We start from the raw sequence: 16,511 nt of genomic DNA on the forward strand, positions 1-16,511 counted from the left end.
CGGGTGCTGCGGGCCAGCTCGGTCTTCCACTCGCCCTTTTGATCTGCGAGCTCGATCCTGAACTCCGTGAGCTCGCCTCTGATCTCAGACTTGAACTCGGAGAACTCGGACTTGATGTCCGATTTGAACTCGGCGAACTCGCCTCTCAGTCCGGCGAGCTCGGACTTGAACTCGGCGAAGCGAGTGTTCATCTCAGCTCTCAGACGCTCTTCGAGAGCGGCAAGGTCATCTTTGGTGGCGATCTGGTGCCACACGACAGGAGGGAGGCTCTCCATCAGCGTCTCAGCCTCCTCCTCCCCCAGGACCTCAATCAGGCGCCTCATCAGCGCCCAACGCACCTTCTCATCAATCGGTTCGCTCGCCGGCACAACCAGCCTCCTGGCTCTTCGATCCTTGGAGGGGGAACGCTTCGCCATCCCCGAGCAATGGTCCTACCCTACCGGTACCCCAACCCCGCCTCAACCCCGTTGCTGAGGCGTGGGGTTCCGGCAAGTGCCGCGGTTTGCTAGGAGCCCGGCAGGGGCTGTCCGGTGCCGTTGGAACCCGTCTGGGTGGGCTGCGTTGAGGGCTCGGCGCAGGCGTCGTCGTCCAGGTCTTCGGCTTCGTCGCCGGGGAAGACCCGATTGGCCAGCTCCCTACAGGCCGCGGCAAGGGCGTTTCTGAACTGGGCTCCGCTGGCGAATGCTGCCAGGGCGGTTTGGCGGGCCACGGCCTCACGGCGGGTGTAGGGCAGCACGCAGATGTCGGCTATGCCGTCACGAGGGGGAATGTCGTAGGGATAGGTAACGGCCCCGCCCAGGCTGTGGTTGACGCAGAAGTCGGGGCCGGTGACCACCGGGCCAGAGAAGAAGTTTGGATAGGCCACCAGGTTGGCGGGGGGCGGCGGGGGCGAGACCTGCCCGGTGGTGCAGACGTCGGCGTCGAGGGCGGCCTGGTTGTCGCCGAAGTCGTCGCCCGCGATCTCCCGGCAGGCGGTGCGAACCTCGCGGGCGAACTTGGTGGGATCCAGGTTGGCCAGCTGGGCTAGGGCGCTTTGGCGGGCCACGGCCTCTCGGCGGGTGTAGGGCAGCGAGCAGATGTCGGCTATGCCGTCGCGGTCTTGGTCTAGGGGATAGGTGACCGGGCCGCCCAGGCTGTGGTTCACGCAGAAGTTGGGGCCGGTGACCACGCCGGAGAAGTAGCGGCCCACCACAGTGATGGTCACTTCATCCTCATCGGTGCGGCCCTCTCGGTCGGTGACGGTGAGGGTGAAGGTGAGCCGCACGCTGGTGAGGTCGATGAGGTTGGGGGCTTGGAAGCGGGGGCGGGCGGTGCGGCTGGCGGTGAGCGGGTTGGGGTATACGCCGGCGGTGGGCCAGAAATCGCCGAGCGCTCTCAGGTCGGCGGCACTCACCGGGGTGACCCGGGCCGGCGGGGTGACGGCGATGCTGGTGAGCGCCCAAGAGAAGGTGAACAGGTCGCCGGGATCGGGATCGAAGCTGGCGGTGCCGTCGAGCTCGACGCGGGATCGGGTCTGCGCCCGCTGGTCGGCGCCGGCGTTGGCCACCGGATCCTCGTTGCGGCCCAGCACGGTGATGGTGACGGAGTCGGTGTCGAACACGCCCCAGACGTCGGTGACGGTGAGATGGAGGATGATGTCGATCTGGCCACCCCGCAGCTCGGGGACCTCGAAGGAGACGATGGCCTGGTCGGGGTTGACGAGCTCCACGGTGGCCTCCTCCACCGGCTCGCCGTCGTCATCCACCTCGATCCACTGGAAGGTGATGGCGTCGCCGTCGTTGTCGAAGCCGGCGCCGTTTACCCTCATGACGCCGGTTCCGTCGGTGCCGCCTTCTTTGCCGTCCTCGCTTATGAGGTCGTCGGGGGCTACCGCCGAGGGGGCGGCGTTGTCCACCACCACGAAGGTGATGGTGGCGGTGGCGGTGCGGCGGGTGGAATCGGTGACGGTGACCGAGACGGTGTGGGTGGCGCCTACGGGACCGGTGCTGGGGGCGGTGAAGGTGGCCTGGGAGGTGGTGCCGGCCCGGTTGGAGGGGTTGGGGGTTATGTTGCCCCTCCACTGGTGGGTGAGGCTGCGGGCCTGGTTGCCGTCTTTGTCATCGGCGGTGGCGGTGAGCACCACGCTGTCGCCGGGGGCGACCACGAAGCGGGGGTCTTCGCCTTCTTGAAAGGCGACCTGGGCCGGTTGGCTGCTGTCGCGCAGCTCGACTTCAACGGTGGGGGCGGCGGGCTGGTCGTGGACGGTGATCTGCACGGTGGCGAAGTCGGTGGCGCCGTCGTTGTTGGTGATGGTGACGCGATAGTGGGCGACGGCGGTGCGGTTGTTGTCCAAGTTGTCGGGCAGCATGATGGTGACGGTCTCGCCGTACAGATCGCCGGGCTCGATGGTGAACGCCGGATAGTTGGGGCGGGCGGTTACCTTGCGCCACTCGTAGCTGAGCACCGATGAGCCGGCCCCGGTGCTGTTAGAGGCGTCGAGCACTAGACGGGCGCCTTCTTGCACGTCCCACTCGTCGTCTTGGTTGCCGCGTTGGCCGGGGCGGTCGATCACCGCTTCGATGGTGTACTTCTCGTCGGTCTGAATGCGGCCGTCGCCGTCGAGGTCGGTGGGATTGGGGTTGAGCAGCTTGGCGGAGACGTCGATCCTGGCCTCGGGCTGCTGGCTGAGGGTGACCCGCACGATGTCGCGGTCGCTGTCGCCGTCTCGGTCGGTGACGGTGAGCTCGAAGTCGATGTGATAGGTGCCGTATTGGTTGACGAGGTTGACCGGAGGCACCTCGAACTCGGCGGTGCGGCCTGAGGGGCTGCCCGTGGGGGTGAGCCTGATCCATTTGTAGTCGCTTGTGACCACTCTCCATCGGTAGGTGAGGGTGTTGGGCAAGTCGTCGAAGTCGAAGCTGCCGCTTCCGTTGAGCCTGCCCTCGCGGTCGACTCCGGGGATGACCGAGAAGTCGTTGCCGGCGTCGGCCACGGGGGGCCGGTTCTGGGCCTGGGCCGAGGGGGTGAGGACGGTGACCAGGAGGGTGGCGGCCAGGATGGCGCTGAGGGCGCGCTTGGTGAAGGTGGGGCAAGTGGGGAAACGGGGCATACGCCACGAGGATACTTGCGGGTGCCTTATATATAGGCGCGCTCGCTGGATTGGAATCTGCTGTTGCCGGACGGACTTTGGCTCAGCTGTTGGGTAGGGCGTCGCCGTGGGCCTCGCAGGAGGCGATGTAGTCCGCGGTCACGCCCTCGAGATTGAACAAGGCTTCTTCAGCAGTAGCACCCCAGGCCCGGCAACCCGGAAGTACCGGAACCTCGGCAAGGAACATGTCCTCAGTTTCTTCGGACGGTGCTCGCAAGGTGTAGGGCAGCTTGTACTGCTTGGCCATCTCTAACTCTCCGGCAATGCGGCAGAACTCACATCTTGAAGATACCGCGCCGAGCGGCAACTTAGAAGCGGCGGATCGGTGTTCTGGGGATTCTCAAGTCAGGAGGAACCAGCTTCTTGGGGAGAGGAGGAGGCGGGCACGCCGTCGGGGTAGGGGAGGGTGTTGTTGGGGGTGGCGGGGGTTCTTGGGCCGTCGAAGAGTATTCCGGTGAGGTTGAGGGGGTCGCAGGGAGCCCGTCGGTGAGCTATTCGGACTCACCTGCCTCGGCTAGTGCTCTCCGGGCAACTTCGGGGTTGCGGCGGACTGCGGCGCTCAGTTGAAGGTCGAACCAGCGCTGGCGATGTTCTTTAACAGCCTCCTGCCATCCGTCATGCGGGATTGCGAGTTCCTCGATGATCATGGATTCGATGAGGTCCTCCAAGGTCGGGCGGAATCGCCTGCCTCCGGTGGGCCAATGAAAATCTGGTAGCCGGCGCTCCACTCCCATGGCATCGGCAAGTGGGTTCACAGGGCTCTCCGTCCCGTGGATGTGGACATGAGCTGCTGGATATGCCAATTCGTTTTTCGCGAGCACAGGTTCGCGGTTGTAGTCGTACCGGATAATTGGGTTTTGTAGGTCATCGGTCAGATGAAGCTCGACACGGCTGCTGGTGGTTGCGATGTGGACTCTCTCAGGGTCCAATTCAAGACGGTGGAGAATCACCAAGAAGCACTTGGGATCGGCCTGGCTGATCGTGACTGGGATGGGTTTCGTCGCGTGGGGCGCCTGCTTATTGATTTGAAAGCCGACCCAACCCTGTCTTCCACCGGGATACAGCACAGCTGTGATGGGGATGCCGTTGGTAATCGTTCGGTTCAGCAGGTCTTGAATTTGGTCGGCAAATTCCCGGGCCAGCCGGGCAAGATCAGCAGTTTTCAATTTGCGGAGCGATCATGAACCAGGTGAGCCGAGCCTTGTGCGACGGAAAATCGTCGTCTCTTGCACAGGTCTCAAGCTCTTCGTAGCTCATCTGTAGCTCCGCAAGTGCCAAATCAGTCCCTTGCCGCAGGTCTTCCTCAGTTACAAAAACGACCGACTCGTCCCCAGGCGCGACCAGGTCTGTTGGAGTGCTCATCTAACCTTCCTCCATCTTTGGGACATCTCAAGCATACCGGCCATTCTAAAGAGAGGTGGTGACAGATTCTCTGTCGACTTGTTGGTTGGTTCTAGCCAGAAGATCCGGGCACGCCGTCGGTGTAGGGGAGGGTGTTGTTGGGGGTGGCGGGAGTGGGGCGCTCAGCCACCTAGTTGGAAGAGGGGGTGTGTTTTCGCAATCGGTGTGGCACAATTGTGGTCATGTCAAGCGAGTCGTTGCGCACAGTGCGAGATCGGTTCTCCGAGTTCATCGAACGGGTGAATACGCATCATGAACGGGTGGTAATCACCCGCAACGGCTCGCCAGCCGCGGTGCTTGTGAGTCCCGAGGATCTCGAGTCGCTTGAGGAGACCTTGGAGATACTGGGAGACGAAGAGGTGGTGGCGCAGCTTGCCGAAGCACACCGCGCTTATCTGGAGGGCGACGTTGTCCGCGGGGTTGAGGCCGTTAGGGCACTGCGCCCCTCGTGAGCGACTCTTCGTTTGAGCTGGTGGTGGCCCGGCCGGCGGCCAAGGCAATCGCCAACGAATTGCCCGAGTCGGTGGCCTCCGCCGTGATCGAGTTGATTACCGGGCCATTGCTGGAGAATCCCCGGCGAGTGGGCGTGGCGCTGAGGAACGAGCTTGAAGGGCTGTGGAGCGCCCGGCGGGGCACCTATCGAGTGCTATATCGGGTTGAAGAGACGAAACGAGAGATCGTGGTCTTGCGAGTGGGCCATCGTCGAGACGTGTACCGATAGAGCAGCTATCGCGACTCCTGGGGATCTCCCCTATTGGGGCGAAGGCACTCCATCTATGTAGGTGAGGGTGTTGTTGGGGGTGGCGGGGGTTCTTGGGCCTTCGAAGAGGAATCCGGTGAGATTGAGGGGGTCGCAGGCGGCGATGGTTGTTTGCTGGCCGGTGAGGGGGTGGCGGCGGACCTTTTGGAGTTGGTCGGCGGCGGCGGGGAGGGCGAACTGCTCGCCGCTTTGGCCAGCTACGAAGCGGCCGCCTCTGACGATGCCGCGGTCTTCGAAGCGGCGCAGGGCCTTGAGGATGTCTCGCCACGGGGTTGCGGTGGGGGTGGCGGGGTGGTGGGCGAGGCTGCGGAACACCACGCCCCAGCAGGCCAGCAGTTGCTGGGCGACGGCCTCGGCCAAGTCGTCGGCGGGGAGCTCTTCGGGTGGGGGAACCAGGGACCAGCGGCCGGGGGCGGCGTGGGTTTCGCGAGACGCGCCATTGTTAAAGGTGCGATTCATGCGCATGGCCCGAGTGCGAAGGGCTTGGGAGCGCAGGTTCTGGCCCGAGCGATGGCGGGTAGGTCGACGGCTGCTGCGGTTGAGCAGGGCCCGCACCGCGGCGAAGCCGTCGGCGGTGAACAGGCCGAGGGCGACGCCGTTCCACAGGGCTCTTTCGATGTCGTCGGGCAGGCGGTGGGTGGCGCCGGCCAGATCGGGCAGGAAACTGGCGCCTTGGGACTGGAGGATGTCGGCGATTTCTTGGACGGGGCCGGCTTCGGGGGGCTCGGGGCTGTTGGTGCGGGCGGCGGCCAGGAGCCAATGGAGGTCTTCTCGGAACACGAGGGTGATGGGGGTGGCTTTGCGGGGAGCCATTGAGTTGGCCTTGGCCGGCGTGTTGGGGGGCGTTAGGCGGAGCCAGGCCAGCTCGCCGCGGTAGCAGAGTTCGTCGAGCCACAGGGGGTCATAGTCGGGGAGTCGTTTGGCAATGATCTGCTTTTCCCAGGCGCCGGCGGGAAGGTCGAGGCCTTGGAGCTGCTCGAGGACTTTGGCGAGGCCGGGGCGGCCTCGGACTGTGCTGTCTGGAGTTAGGTGGTGGTAGTCGAGGAGGAAGCGCATGAAGTCTTGGGGGGAGGCGGCTTGTATAGAGGCGCGTTTTTGTCTTCGAGATAGATAAGACATTCGTTGGAGGAGTCTTCGGGAGCACCATGTTTCTGTTCCCCCGGTGTGCCGGCGGGTCCTGTCACCGGAAGCGGCCTGGCCGTCGGAGCGGCCAGGTCCGCCACCGGCGCCACCCCCCGTCACACCTTCGGTGGGAGCACCCCCCTTTTTTGTTGGAGAGGGGAGGTGGTCAGCGCGCATTGCCACCCCTTCGGATTCGAGGGCGGCCAGTGCTTGATTGACCGTCGGAAGGTCTAGGGCTGTTTTGTCTGCAAGTTGTTCGGGGGTGGTGGGGCCGGTGGCTTCTAGGTGGCCTCGGATGGTTTCGGTGGCTTTTTCGGGGGTTAGGGCGGTTTCGGCAAGTTCGGTGGTGGTCCAGAGGGGGTTTTCGTCTTGGTTCTTTAAGGTGCAGACCCGGTTTTTGGATTTCAGGGCTTCGTAGAGCTCTTGCCAGGTGGGGTTGGGGCGGGTGACTACTTGGGTGGTCAGCAGGTCGTGGAGCTCATCGGGGGTTCTGGGGTCGGGGGTTATCTCCTCGACTACTTGGGCGATGGCATCGGGGGCGATTTGAGAGAGGGTTGAGGCATCCAGGGTGGGGGGCTGTTGGTCGCTTCGGGGGCGCAGGCCTCGGGGGACGGTGACGGCGTTGGTGCGGCGGTCGACGATCTCGGCGTCGTCCAAAAAGGCGTAGGGGCGGGCGTTGACTATTTCGTGGCTGAGGGGGGAGGGCTCGGCGGTGTCGCAGAAGTGGGTGCGGACCGCGCCGGAGCGGATGTCGGTGAGGAGTTTCTTGAGGCCGTCAACGTCGAGGGCCTCATGGAGGGTGTCGTAGAGGGTTTGGCGCACCAGCAGGTGATCGGGGATCTCGATGGGGCCGGCCACGTTCTCCTGGCAGGCCGCCGCACCGGGGAACACGGCGGCCATGATGTCGTCGGCCTCCATGCGCTGGATGGGGGGCGGGTTGCGCTTTCCGCCCCGGCTGCGCAGCACCACCAGGGCCCGGTTGAGGTTCCACCGCCAGCGGGCGGCGAACATGGGCGAATCCAGCACGGCCTGGGTCAGCACCTCCTCCACCGAGTCAGGGTGCAGGAACTGGGGGACGTCGCTGAGGGGGAAGCTGTGGTGGGGGCCGAGCGACAAGATGATGGCGTTGTCGTTGGCCGCCGCCTGAAGCTCGAAGTCGAAGCGGCGGCAGAGGCGCTTGCGCAGCGCCAGCCCGAAAGCTCGATTGATGCGCCCCCCGTAGGGGCTGTGGACCACGAGCTGCTGGCCGCCGGTGTCGTCGAAGAAGCGCTCGAACACGATGTTTGTGTGGGTGGGGACGGTGCCTAGGGCGGCTTGGGCCGCGGCGATGTAGGCCACGGCCTGCTCGGCGATCTCGTTTGTCGTGTCGTGGGCTTGGGCGAATTGGGCGGCGGCTTCCAGGGCGCCAGCTTCGAAGGCTTCAGTGTCGAGGGGGTCGGCGTTCGGGGCTTGCGAGAGGAGGCTGTATATATAGGCGCGCAGATCGGACACCTGCTGGGACAGCTCGGCGGTGCGGGCGGGGGCCTCGCCCAGCCAGAAGGGGACGGTGGGCGGGGCGTCGCCGGCGTCGATCACCCGCACGGTGCCGGCGGCCACCTGCTTGATGCGCCAGGAGTGGGAGCCCAACAAGAAGATGTCGCCGGCCATCGACTCCACCGCCCAGTCTTCGTTGACCGTGCCGATGAAGGTGTCGTCGGGCTCGGCCACCACCCGGTAGTCGCCGTTCTCGCCGATGGCGCCCCCGGAGGTGAGAGCGGCCAGCCGGGCCCCCCGTTTGCCCCGCACCTCCTGGTTGATGGAGTCGTGGTGGAGGTAGGCGCCCCGGGGGCCTCGGCCGGTGACCACTCCTTTGGCGGCCTGCTCAATGGCCTCGTCGAACTGGTCTTTGGTGAGGCTGGCGTAGGGGGCGGCCTTGGTGAACATGTCGTAGAGGCCGCCGGTGGTGTGGTTGTCGTCGGCGGCGGCCTCGGCGATGAGCTGCTGCACCAGGATGTCGAGGGGGGCTTCAGGGGGGCGAACGGCGTCGAGCTGGCCCTGGTTCACGGCGTGGATGAGGGCGAGGCACTCGATGAGCTCGTCGCGGGTGAGGGGCCACAGGCGGCCCTTGGGGGTGCCGTGGCGGCTGTGGTTGGAGCGGCCCACCCGCTGGAGGAAGGTGGCGATGCTGCGAGGGGAGCCCACCTGGCATACCAGCTCCACGGGGCCGATGTCGATGCCCAGCTCCAGAGACGCGGTGGCCACCAGGGCTTTTAGGTCGCCAGCCCGGAGGCGGTGCTCGGTACGGATGCGACGCTCGGTTGACAGGGAGCCGTGGTGGGCGGCCACCGCGTCTTCGCCCAGGCGCTCGGCCAGCTGGTGGGCGATGCGCTCGGACATGCGGCGGGTGTTGACGAACACGATGGTGGTGTGGTGCTCGCCGACGAGGGTGGCCATGCGGTCGAGGATCTGGTCCATCTGGGCATGGGAGACCACGGCGTCGAGCTCGTCGTCGATCAGCTCCAAGGCGATGTCGAGGTTTCGCTGATGGCCGGTGTCGACGATGGTGCACTGGGTGGCGGGTTCGGCGGCGCCAGACTCGGTGGAGCCGGCGCCGTTGTCGGACCGGTTGGCGGGGACGCCGGTGAGCAGGTCGGCGATGGTGGCGATGGGGTGCTGGGTGGCCGACAGGCCGATTCGGGTGGGGCGGACGTCGGCGGCGTGCTCAAGGCGCTCGAGGGTGAGGGCCAGGTGGCTGCCCCGCTTGTCTCGGGCGGTGGCGTGGATCTCGTCGACGATCACCGTCTCCACGGTGCGCAGCACCTCACGGCTCTTGGCCGCGGTCACCAGCAGGTAGAGCGACTCGGGGGTGGTGACCACGAAGTTGGCCGGCTTTTTGATCATGGCGGCCCGGGTGTGGGCCGGGGTGTCGCCGGTGCGCACCGCCACCGTAAGCGGCGGGGGCTCATGGCCTTGTTCCCGGGCGATCTCGGCGATCTCTGCTAAGGGGCGCTCCAGGTTCTCGGCGATGTCGGTGGCCAGCGCCTTGAGCGGCGACACGTACACCACCTGGCTGGTCTTGGCCACCGTTTGGCCTTGGGCGTGGCGCTTGTAGAGGTTGTCGATGGCGATGAGGAACCCGGCCAGGGTCTTGCCCGACCCGGTGGGCGCGGCGATCAGCGTGTCTTGGCCCGAGGCGATGGCCAGCCACCCCTGGGCCTGGGCCTCCGTCGGCCCGTCCGGAAACCGCTGCTCAAACCATGCCGCCACCGCGGGGTGAAACTCAAAGCCGACGTCGGCCAACACACCGGCCTCGGCGTGGATCGGGGAAGCCACGGCGTCAGACTACCGGCAGCCTGTGACAGCGTTTATCGGGTGGTTCTCGTTACCACCATTGGTCGAAGTGGCGGAGTGATGTTTGGGCAGGTTGAGAATTGCGGGGGAACCAAGCCATCTCGCGGGTGCCGCCGGGGGTGGCTGAGCGGTAGTCGATGCCGTCGAGGTTGGCGTCGAAGGCGGCTTGGCCAATTTGTTGGCAGATCGCGTGGGAGATGACGGCTCCGTTGGCATCGTGGGGGTAGGTGGCGGGCAGGCCTAGGGCGGCGAGCCCGTGGGAGGTGTGGGCATCGGCGGCTTGTCCCGAGGGGACATTCACCTCGACAAGTTGAGGTGCAGTGGCCGGGTCAAGGGATTCAGGGCTGAAGGGCAAACCTTCGAATTGTCGGCGAACGTTGGCCCGGGCAGTGTCTACATCGTGGTTCAAATAGAGGCAGGAAAGACCCGGCGGGTTCCATCGCCGTCCAGGGGGACGTGACGAGAATGATGGGTCGAGCGGGTCGGCCCATTCTGGGTCGGCGACGCGGAAATATTGGCCACCTATTGGAGTGATTTGCACGGTCAGGCGACCCGGCTGAAGTCGAAGCTGTCTTTGGTGGATTGCAGCAGCCATTCGTGCTCGTCGTTGGCGATCAAATCGAGCATGGTGCGCCCTTCGTAGGCTTCGGCTGGCCGTCGCACAACTTCTTCGGGCAGGCCGGGGAGAAGGCGGTACCGAAGGATGTCGGCGAGTTCGGCGATTGCGCCGATCTTGGGGGCTCGATCAGCGGGAGGACCAGCGAGCAGCCACTTGTCGACCGCCTGGCGGCTGACTCCCATGAGGTGGCCGACGTCGCTCTTCGACAGATTGAGGATTTCCATAGTCCGCCGCAATGGCTCGCCGCCCTCTTGGTCCTGTTGCGCTTGGGCTAGGGCCTTGCAGAAGCGAGAGAAGAAATACTCGTCGATATCGTCGCGGGGCCGCACGCACTCCTGTCGCAGCCCTCCAGCGAGACCCCTCAACTTGTCGACCAGCGCAGTGGCCACACCGAGCCCGTCGTCTGATGGGATTGTCCACGGCAGCGTGTCTGTGGTTTTCCGAAGCTGCTCATACAGGAAAAAGAGAGGGGGATGAGCATCGGGCCGACGTGCCTGAAGGTTGGCCAGCCATTGCGCAGCCATGTCGATGTAGGAGTCGAAGCGTCGAACCGTGGCCAAGTCGTGCGAGCTCTGGACCCGGGGAACGAGTTGATCGAGTGCGGCGACGATGTCGGGTATCTCCTGGGCAGCTCTTTTTGATGCGGTGGAGAGATCCGCTTCCAGCAGATCTTCGAGGTAGAGCACATCGCCAGCGTATCGCAACCAAAACGCAACTACAATAGGATTCGGTTGCTACTGCGACATCTCAGCAGGGTGTGACATGCTCGGCGGGTGGGATCGACTTGGGGTGGACGGATGTTGGGGAAGCCAAGGAAGAAGCTCTCGCCGAACTGGAATCAGTTTTGCGCGACTGGGCTGCCATCAAACTCGCCGAAGGCGACGATGACATCCCCCCAATGAAAGGCATTCATCTCACCCCACTCCCATGACCGGCAGGCCGGTCCCGGTCAGCTTGGCGGGAAAACGAGAATCGACTAAACGGTGAATGTGTGTATAGTTAGGCGTATGCCAAGGATGCAGGTTTATTTGCCGGATGATCTACATGCGGCAGTCAAAGAACACGGTTTCCCCGCTTCTGAAATGTTGCAGAAGGCCGTACGGGATGAGATTCGACGGCTTGAGCTGATCAAGGCCGGGGAGGAGTACTTGGAGGAGCTGCGGGCCGAGGTGGGGCCATCTACCCCAGAAAGCGAGGCCTGGGCCAAGAACCTCATAGACCAGGCTTTAGGACACTCTGAGCAGACCGCCAGCTAGTGGCCCTCGTAGTCGATTCGGGCGGGGTCTCGTTTCTCGCCAGCACAACACTGCAAGCCGCTGATGTAATTGGAGGGTTCCAACGTGAAGGGCTATGGCCGCCGATGGTGCCGTCGCCGGTGTTGGTTGAGTGCTTGCAGGGCCACGCAGGAAGAGATGCAAGGGTGAATCTTCTGCTCAAGTCCTGCGATGTATTGGAAGTGATTGACGTAGGGCTAACCCGGCGGGCGGGCTGGTTGCGAACCCGGGCGCAGAAGGGGTCGGCGGTGGATGCTCTGGTGGTTGCTGCGGCAGAGCCGGGAGGCATGGTGCTGACCTCTGATTACGACGACCTGCGTGCATTGGCGGCATTCGCCCGAAACGTGCGCATTATTGGCATTTAGGAGACGACGCCGGTGGGGTCTGTTTGGGGTGGACGGATGTCGGGGCGTGACTATGACGCCCGGTGGGAGCGGCTGGAGGCTGAGGGGCACAATCCGCATGGGGAGGCTGATTTTGTGGACTTGCTGTTGGGGGGCTCTGGGCGGGTGTTGGACGCGGGCTGCGGGACGGGGCGGGTTGCCATTGAGCTGGCCCGGCGGGGGTATGACGTGGCCGGGGTGGACATCGACGACGAGATGATCTCGGGGGCTCGGGCCAAGACGCCGGAATTGGCATGGCACCAGTTGGATTTGGCCTCGTTTGATTTGGGCGAGTCGTTCGACGCGCTGGTGATGGCGGGGAACGTGCTGCTGTTCACCGGGCCGGGGACAGAGGCCGCGGTGGTGGGGCGCTGTGCCGCGCACCTCTCCCCCGGCGGTGCGTTCGTGGCAGGGTTCCAGCTGCGGGGCGGGGGCTACTCCCTGGCGCAGTACGACGCCGACTGCGCAGCGGCAGGCCTTGCCTTGGCGGAGCGGTACTCAACGTGGGAGCGAGGGCAGTGGGCGGGCGGCGACTACGCGGTCTCCGTGCATCGCCCCATATAAATATAAGAGGCGCGCGGCGCGGGGCGCGAGACTAGGAGGGTGCTGGGCGGGCCGGAGATCATCACCTTCTTGTTGTTGGCGCTGGGGGGTGCGCTGGCGGTGGGGAACATCGCCGCGCTGATCAATCCTGAGGGGCCCCGCAAGCGCCGGACGGGCCGGCCCGACATACCACCGCCGCCGGGCGCCCCTGATGAGCCTGCGACCCCGAAGGTGGGGCGCAGCGTGGTGATGATTGTGGTGGGCCTGGTGATCGTCATCTGGGCCATCGCCAGCCTTATCGGGGGGTGAGACTTCCCGGCCCTGTCACCCCGGCGAAGTAGGGTCGGGAGGGTTATGGCGTTGTTGGATGTGACGGGGGTCACGGTGCGGTTCGGGGGGGTCACCGCGCTGCGGGACCTGTCGTTCACCGTGGACGAAGGCAGCATCTGCGGGCTGATCGGGCCCAACGGGGCGGGCAAGACCACCTTGTTCAACGTGGTCAGCCGGGTGTACGACGCCCAAGAGGGCGCAGTGGCGTTTGAAGGCGCCGACCTGCTGGCCCGCCCGGCCCACGCCATCAGCGGTTTGGGCATCGGGCGTACCTTCCAGAACCTGGCCCTTTGGCCGGGCATGACCGTGATGCAGAACGTGATGGTGGGCGCCCACCACCGCTCCAGCATCGGCGCCCTGCGGGCCGCGCTGCGCTGGGGGTCGGGCCGGGAGGAGGCCTCGCTGGCCCAAACCGCGTGGGATGCGCTGGAGGAGCTGTCGCTCACCGACGTGGCCTTCCACCCCGCGGCGGGGCTGCCGTTCGGCACCCTGAAGCGGGTTGAGCTGGCCCGGGCGCTGATGGGCCGGCCCCGGCTGCTGATGCTGGACGAGCCGGCCACCGGCCTGACCCAGACCGAGGTGGGCGAACTGGCCGACCTGTTGGTGGCGCTGGCCCAGCGGCACTCGCTGACGCTGCTTTTGGTGGAGCACCACATGGGGATGGTTATGGGGGTGTCCAACAAAGTGGTGGTGTTGGACTTCGGGGCCAAGATCGCCGAGGGAACCCCCGCCCAGGTGCAGAACGACCCGGCGGTGGTGGAGGCCTACCTGGGGGCCGAGCAATGAGCAGGCCATATCTGGAGGTGTCTGGGCTGAAGGCGGCCTACGGCGACATCCAGGTGCTGCACGGCATCGACTTCTCGGTGGACGAGGGGCAGATCGCGGTGATCTTGGGGGCCAACGGGGCGGGCAAGACCACCACGCTGCGGGCGCTTTGCGCCATGGTGTCGACCGAGGGCTCGGTGCGGCTGGCCGGCGAGGAGCTGTCGGGGCGGCGCACCGCCGACATCGTGCGCCGGGGGGTGGCCCATGTGCCCCAGGGGCGGGGGACGTTCCCCGATCTCTCGGTGGAGGAGAACCTGATGGCGGGGGCGTTCGTGCGCACCGACGCGGAGGTGCGGGCCGATGTGGAGCAGTGGTTCCAGACCTTCCCGGTGCTGGGCGAGCGGCGCAATCAGGCCGCCGGCAGTCTGAGCGGGGGCGAGCAGCAGATGCTGGCCATCGCCCGGGCGCTGATGCTGCGGCCGTCGCTTTTGCTGTTGGACGAGCCGTCGCTGGGGTTGGCGCCGATGATCACCCGATCGCTGTTCGAGCAGCTCACCGCCATCAACGCCGCCGCCGGGACCACCATGCTGGTGGTGGAGCAGAACGCCAGCCTGGCCCTGGGGGTGGCCGATGTGGCCTATGTGCTGGAGGCCGGGGAGGTAGCCCTGTCGGGCCCCGCCGACGAGTTGGCCGCCGATGACAGTGTCCGCCGGGCGTACCTGGGGTATTAGCGATGCAGGTATTGGCCTCTGTGCTCGGAGTGTTCGACATCACCCTCGACAAGCTGTCCAACGGGGAGCTGTGGCTGGCCCAGTTCTTTAGGGGGCTGAGCGACGGGGCCACTTACGCCTCGGTGGCGCTGGCGCTGGTGATGATCTACAAGTCCACCGGGTTCATCAACTTCGCCCAGGGCTCGCTGGCCCTTCTGGGGGTGTACCTGGCCTACATCTTCAGCGTGGAACAGGGCTTGCCGGTGGCCGTGGCGGTGGTGTGCGCCATGGTGGCCAGCTCGGCGGTGGCGATGTTTGTTGAGCGGGTGTTCATCCGGCCGTTCCCGCCCGACCACGTGCTGCCCCTGGTGATCGTGACGCTGGGGCTTTTGTTGATCATCGACTCGGCGGTGGGGATCGTGTGGGGGTTCCGCACCCGAAGCCTGCCCAGCATGTTCCCCAGCGGCGCGCCCATCGAATGGGGCATCGCCCAGCTCACCTGGCGCACAATTGGCAACCTGGGCACGGTGTTCGCGGTGGTGGGGCTGCTGTATCTGCTGCTGTCGCGCACCAAGATCGGATTGGCGTTTCGGGCGGTGTCGTCGAACCTGGAATCGGCCCGGCTGGTGGGCATCCGAGTGGGGCCGACGCTGGGGTTCGGATGGGCGCTGGCCGCGTCCATCGGCACCCTGGGCGGGGCGCTGGTGGTGCCCGAACTGCTGCTCGAGCCCTCCATCATGCTGCGGGTGCTGATCTTCTCGCTGGCCGCCGCGGCCCTGGGCGGTTTGGACAGCTTGGTGGGGGCGGTGATCGGCGGACTGGTGGTGGGATTGGCCCGCAACCTGCTGGTGACGTTCTTGGACCTGAGTGAGCTGGCCCTGGCCACCGCGGTGGCGGTGATCTTGGTGGTGCTGCTGGTGCGGCCGACGGGGCTGTTCGGATCGACCCGGGTGGAGCGGGTGTGATGCGCGCCATGGGCTCGGTGGCCGCGGGCAGCCGCCAACACCGGCGACGCCAGATCATCGGCTGGGTGCTGTTTGCCCTGGTGGTGGCGCTGATTCCGTTTCTGATCGCCGAAACCTACAGCCCGACCATCTTCGGCAACCGCTACACGTTCGGGCTGGGCAACCTCAGCCAGGCCATCGCCTTGATGGTGGCCATATTGGGGTTGAACATCGCCACCGGCTACAGCGGGCAGCTCTCCTTGGGCCACAGCTTCTTCGTGGGGTCGGGGGCGTACCTGACCGCGGTGCTGGTGAACGAGTTCCACTGGTCGTATCTGTCGACCCTCGGGGTGGTGGTTCCGGGGCTCTTCGTGTTCGGCGTGCTGTTCGGGATCCCCGCCCTGCGCATCCAGGGGCTGTATCTGGGGCTGTTGACCTTTGCGGTGGCCGCGGTGTTCCCGTCGATCATCCGTCTTGATGAGATTAAGGACCGCACCGGGGGGAGCAACGGGCTTTTGATCGAGAGCGATTTGGAGCCGCCGACGTGGGCGCCGCTGGACACGGTGACCGGATGGCTCCATGCCATTCCGGGAGTGGGGTCGCGGGTGCCCGACGGGCTGACCGGCCGCCAGGAGGAGGCGGTGTACAAGTACTTCCTTTTGGTGATTGTGGCGCTGGTGTGCTTCTGGCTGGTGCGCAACATTCTGGCCAGCCGGGTGGGGCGGGCCCTGGTGGCTATTCGGGACAACCAGCTGGGTGCGGCGGCCAACGGCGTGAATCTGGCCGCCTACAAGACGCTGAGCTTCGGGATCAGCGCAGCGGTGGGCGGGGTGGCCGGGACCATGCTGGCCATGCATTCGGGGTTCGTGGGGCCCGACGAGTTCGGCTTCTCGATGGCCATTCTGCTGATCGTGGGACTGATCGTGGGCGGCGCGGGAACGCTGCACGGCGCGGTGGTGGGCGGTTTGGCCATCCAGTTCGTGCCGGTTTGGTCGAGTCAGACCCAGACCCTTCCCGGCACCGATGTGGCCTTGGAGGGGCCGTACGGCACGGCCATTCTGGGCGGGCTGCTGATCGCCATCATCTTTGCGCTGCCCGGTGGTGCGGCCCAGGGGTTCCGCCGCATCAAGTCCCGGCTTATGCCGGTGGCCCCCCAGCCCCCAACAGGATCGACTGGATGAGCTCTTCGGGGCTGTAATTGTC

The 16,511-nt window shown here is 65.7% G+C and carries 18 protein-coding genes; 10 read left to right on the forward strand and 8 right to left on the reverse strand.

The genetic code is table 11. The features are described 5' to 3' along the window. The 5 genes from OXG30_00020 to OXG30_00040 form a co-directional block, all read right to left on the reverse strand. On the reverse strand, positions 1-416 hold a 416-nt coding region (locus OXG30_00020), incomplete at its 3' end, for a hypothetical protein (GenBank protein ID MCY4133294.1). Positions 417-505: 89 nt separating this feature from the next. After that, positions 506-3,088 (reverse strand): hypothetical protein, encoded by a 2,583-nt coding sequence (locus OXG30_00025; protein ID MCY4133295.1) that lies wholly within the window; start codon positions 3,086-3,088, stop codon positions 506-508. A gap of 82 nt (positions 3,089-3,170) precedes the next feature. Further along, positions 3,171-3,374, reverse strand: coding sequence for a hypothetical protein (locus OXG30_00030; protein ID MCY4133296.1), 204 nt, complete (start codon positions 3,372-3,374; stop codon positions 3,171-3,173). 244 nt (positions 3,375-3,618) lie between these two features. Then, on the reverse strand, positions 3,619-4,293 hold the full coding sequence (locus OXG30_00035; GenBank protein MCY4133297.1) for a hypothetical protein: 675 nt from the start codon (positions 4,291-4,293) through the stop codon (positions 3,619-3,621). Continuing rightward, a complete protein-coding gene (locus tag OXG30_00040; GenBank protein MCY4133298.1) occupies positions 4,280-4,489 on the reverse strand; it encodes a hypothetical protein in 210 nt (69 codons plus the stop codon). The genes OXG30_00035 and OXG30_00040 overlap by 14 nt, the downstream gene beginning before the upstream one ends. 221 nt (positions 4,490-4,710) lie before the next feature. Here OXG30_00040 and OXG30_00045 point away from each other — a divergent pair, with 221 nt between their 5' ends. Both OXG30_00045 and OXG30_00050 read left to right on the forward strand, forming a co-directional pair. Continuing rightward, positions 4,711-4,980 (forward strand): type II toxin-antitoxin system Phd/YefM family antitoxin, encoded by a 270-nt coding sequence (locus OXG30_00045; protein MCY4133299.1) that lies wholly within the window; start codon positions 4,711-4,713, stop codon positions 4,978-4,980. After that, positions 4,977-5,249 (forward strand): type II toxin-antitoxin system RelE/ParE family toxin, encoded by a 273-nt coding sequence (locus OXG30_00050; GenBank protein MCY4133300.1) that lies wholly within the window; start codon positions 4,977-4,979, stop codon positions 5,247-5,249. Before OXG30_00045 ends, OXG30_00050 begins: the two co-directional genes overlap by 4 nt. Positions 5,250-5,279: 30 nt before the next feature. Here the strand turns inward: OXG30_00050 and OXG30_00055 are convergent, their stop codons facing one another. The 3 genes from OXG30_00055 to OXG30_00065 are packed head-to-tail and all read right to left on the reverse strand — an operon-like array spanning position 5,280 to position 11,045. Then, on the reverse strand, positions 5,280-9,722 hold the full coding sequence (locus OXG30_00055) for a DEAD/DEAH box helicase (protein MCY4133301.1): 4,443 nt from the start codon (positions 9,720-9,722) through the stop codon (positions 5,280-5,282). Positions 9,723-9,771: 49 nt separating this feature from the next. Continuing rightward, complete coding sequence (locus OXG30_00060; GenBank protein ID MCY4133302.1) at positions 9,772-10,335, reverse strand: RES family NAD+ phosphorylase; 564 nt, start codon at positions 10,333-10,335, stop codon at positions 9,772-9,774. Continuing rightward, entirely contained in the window at positions 10,284-11,045 is a 762-nt protein-coding gene (locus OXG30_00065; protein MCY4133303.1) for a helix-turn-helix transcriptional regulator, read from the reverse strand. Before OXG30_00065 ends, OXG30_00060 begins: the two co-directional genes overlap by 52 nt. 396 nt (positions 11,046-11,441) lie before the next feature. Between OXG30_00065 and OXG30_00070 the strand changes: the two genes are divergently transcribed. From OXG30_00070 to OXG30_00105, 8 genes are all read left to right on the forward strand, one after another. After that, complete coding sequence (locus OXG30_00070) at positions 11,442-11,615, forward strand: hypothetical protein (GenBank protein ID MCY4133304.1); 174 nt, start codon at positions 11,442-11,444, stop codon at positions 11,613-11,615. Between the two features lie 164 nt (positions 11,616-11,779). Continuing rightward, the gene (locus OXG30_00075; protein MCY4133305.1) at positions 11,780-11,998 is read left to right on the forward strand and encodes a hypothetical protein; all 219 of its coding nucleotides are present in this window, start codon (positions 11,780-11,782) and stop codon (positions 11,996-11,998) included. A 36-nt stretch (positions 11,999-12,034) separates the two neighbouring features. Then, complete coding sequence (locus tag OXG30_00080; protein MCY4133306.1) at positions 12,035-12,580, forward strand: class I SAM-dependent methyltransferase; 546 nt, start codon at positions 12,035-12,037, stop codon at positions 12,578-12,580. Between the two features lie 39 nt (positions 12,581-12,619). Next, positions 12,620-12,868: a hypothetical protein gene (locus OXG30_00085; protein MCY4133307.1), complete on the forward strand. Its 249-nt coding sequence runs from the start codon at positions 12,620-12,622 to the stop codon at positions 12,866-12,868. Positions 12,869-12,913: 45 nt separating this feature from the next. Then, on the forward strand, positions 12,914-13,675 hold the full coding sequence (locus tag OXG30_00090; protein MCY4133308.1) for an ABC transporter ATP-binding protein: 762 nt from the start codon (positions 12,914-12,916) through the stop codon (positions 13,673-13,675). Further along, entirely contained in the window at positions 13,672-14,385 is a 714-nt protein-coding gene (locus OXG30_00095; protein MCY4133309.1) for an ABC transporter ATP-binding protein, read from the forward strand. The genes OXG30_00090 and OXG30_00095 overlap by 4 nt, the downstream gene beginning before the upstream one ends. A 2-nt stretch (positions 14,386-14,387) precedes the next feature. After that, entirely contained in the window at positions 14,388-15,329 is a 942-nt protein-coding gene (locus tag OXG30_00100) for a branched-chain amino acid ABC transporter permease (GenBank protein ID MCY4133310.1), read from the forward strand. Beyond that, a complete protein-coding gene (locus OXG30_00105) occupies positions 15,329-16,489 on the forward strand; it encodes a branched-chain amino acid ABC transporter permease (protein ID MCY4133311.1) in 1,161 nt (386 codons plus the stop codon). Before OXG30_00100 ends, OXG30_00105 begins: the two co-directional genes overlap by 1 nt. Positions 16,490-16,511: the final 22 nt, after the last annotated feature.

The sequence above is a fragment of the bacterium genome (genome assembly GCA_026708015.1).
Classification (GTDB): domain Bacteria; phylum Actinomycetota; class Acidimicrobiia; order Acidimicrobiales; family Bin134; genus Poriferisocius.

What these genes read in the sequence shown, in the direction of transcription:
- OXG30_00025 (MCY4133295.1), bottom strand. Translation starts at nt 3,088, where the DNA reads ATGCCCCGTTTCCCCACTTGCCCCACCTTCACCAAGCGCGCCCTCAGC.
- OXG30_00030 (MCY4133296.1), bottom strand. Translation starts at nt 3,374, where the DNA reads ATGGCCAAGCAGTACAAGCTGCCCTACACCTTGCGAGCACCGTCCGAA.
- OXG30_00040 (MCY4133298.1), bottom strand. Translation starts at nt 4,489, where the DNA reads ATGAGCACTCCAACAGACCTGGTCGCGCCTGGGGACGAGTCGGTCGTT.
- OXG30_00045 (MCY4133299.1), top strand. Translation starts at nt 4,711, where the DNA reads ATGTCAAGCGAGTCGTTGCGCACAGTGCGAGATCGGTTCTCCGAGTTC.
- OXG30_00060 (MCY4133302.1), bottom strand. Translation starts at nt 10,335, where the DNA reads ATGGCTGCTGCAATCCACCAAAGACAGCTTCGACTTCAGCCGGGTCGC.
- OXG30_00070 (MCY4133304.1), top strand. Translation starts at nt 11,442, where the DNA reads ATGTTGCAGAAGGCCGTACGGGATGAGATTCGACGGCTTGAGCTGATC.
- OXG30_00080 (MCY4133306.1), top strand. Translation starts at nt 12,035, where the DNA reads ATGTCGGGGCGTGACTATGACGCCCGGTGGGAGCGGCTGGAGGCTGAG.
- OXG30_00090 (MCY4133308.1), top strand. Translation starts at nt 12,914, where the DNA reads ATGGCGTTGTTGGATGTGACGGGGGTCACGGTGCGGTTCGGGGGGGTC.
- OXG30_00095 (MCY4133309.1), top strand. Translation starts at nt 13,672, where the DNA reads ATGAGCAGGCCATATCTGGAGGTGTCTGGGCTGAAGGCGGCCTACGGC.
- OXG30_00100 (MCY4133310.1), top strand. Translation starts at nt 14,388, where the DNA reads ATGCAGGTATTGGCCTCTGTGCTCGGAGTGTTCGACATCACCCTCGAC.
- OXG30_00105 (MCY4133311.1), top strand. Translation starts at nt 15,329, where the DNA reads ATGCGCGCCATGGGCTCGGTGGCCGCGGGCAGCCGCCAACACCGGCGA.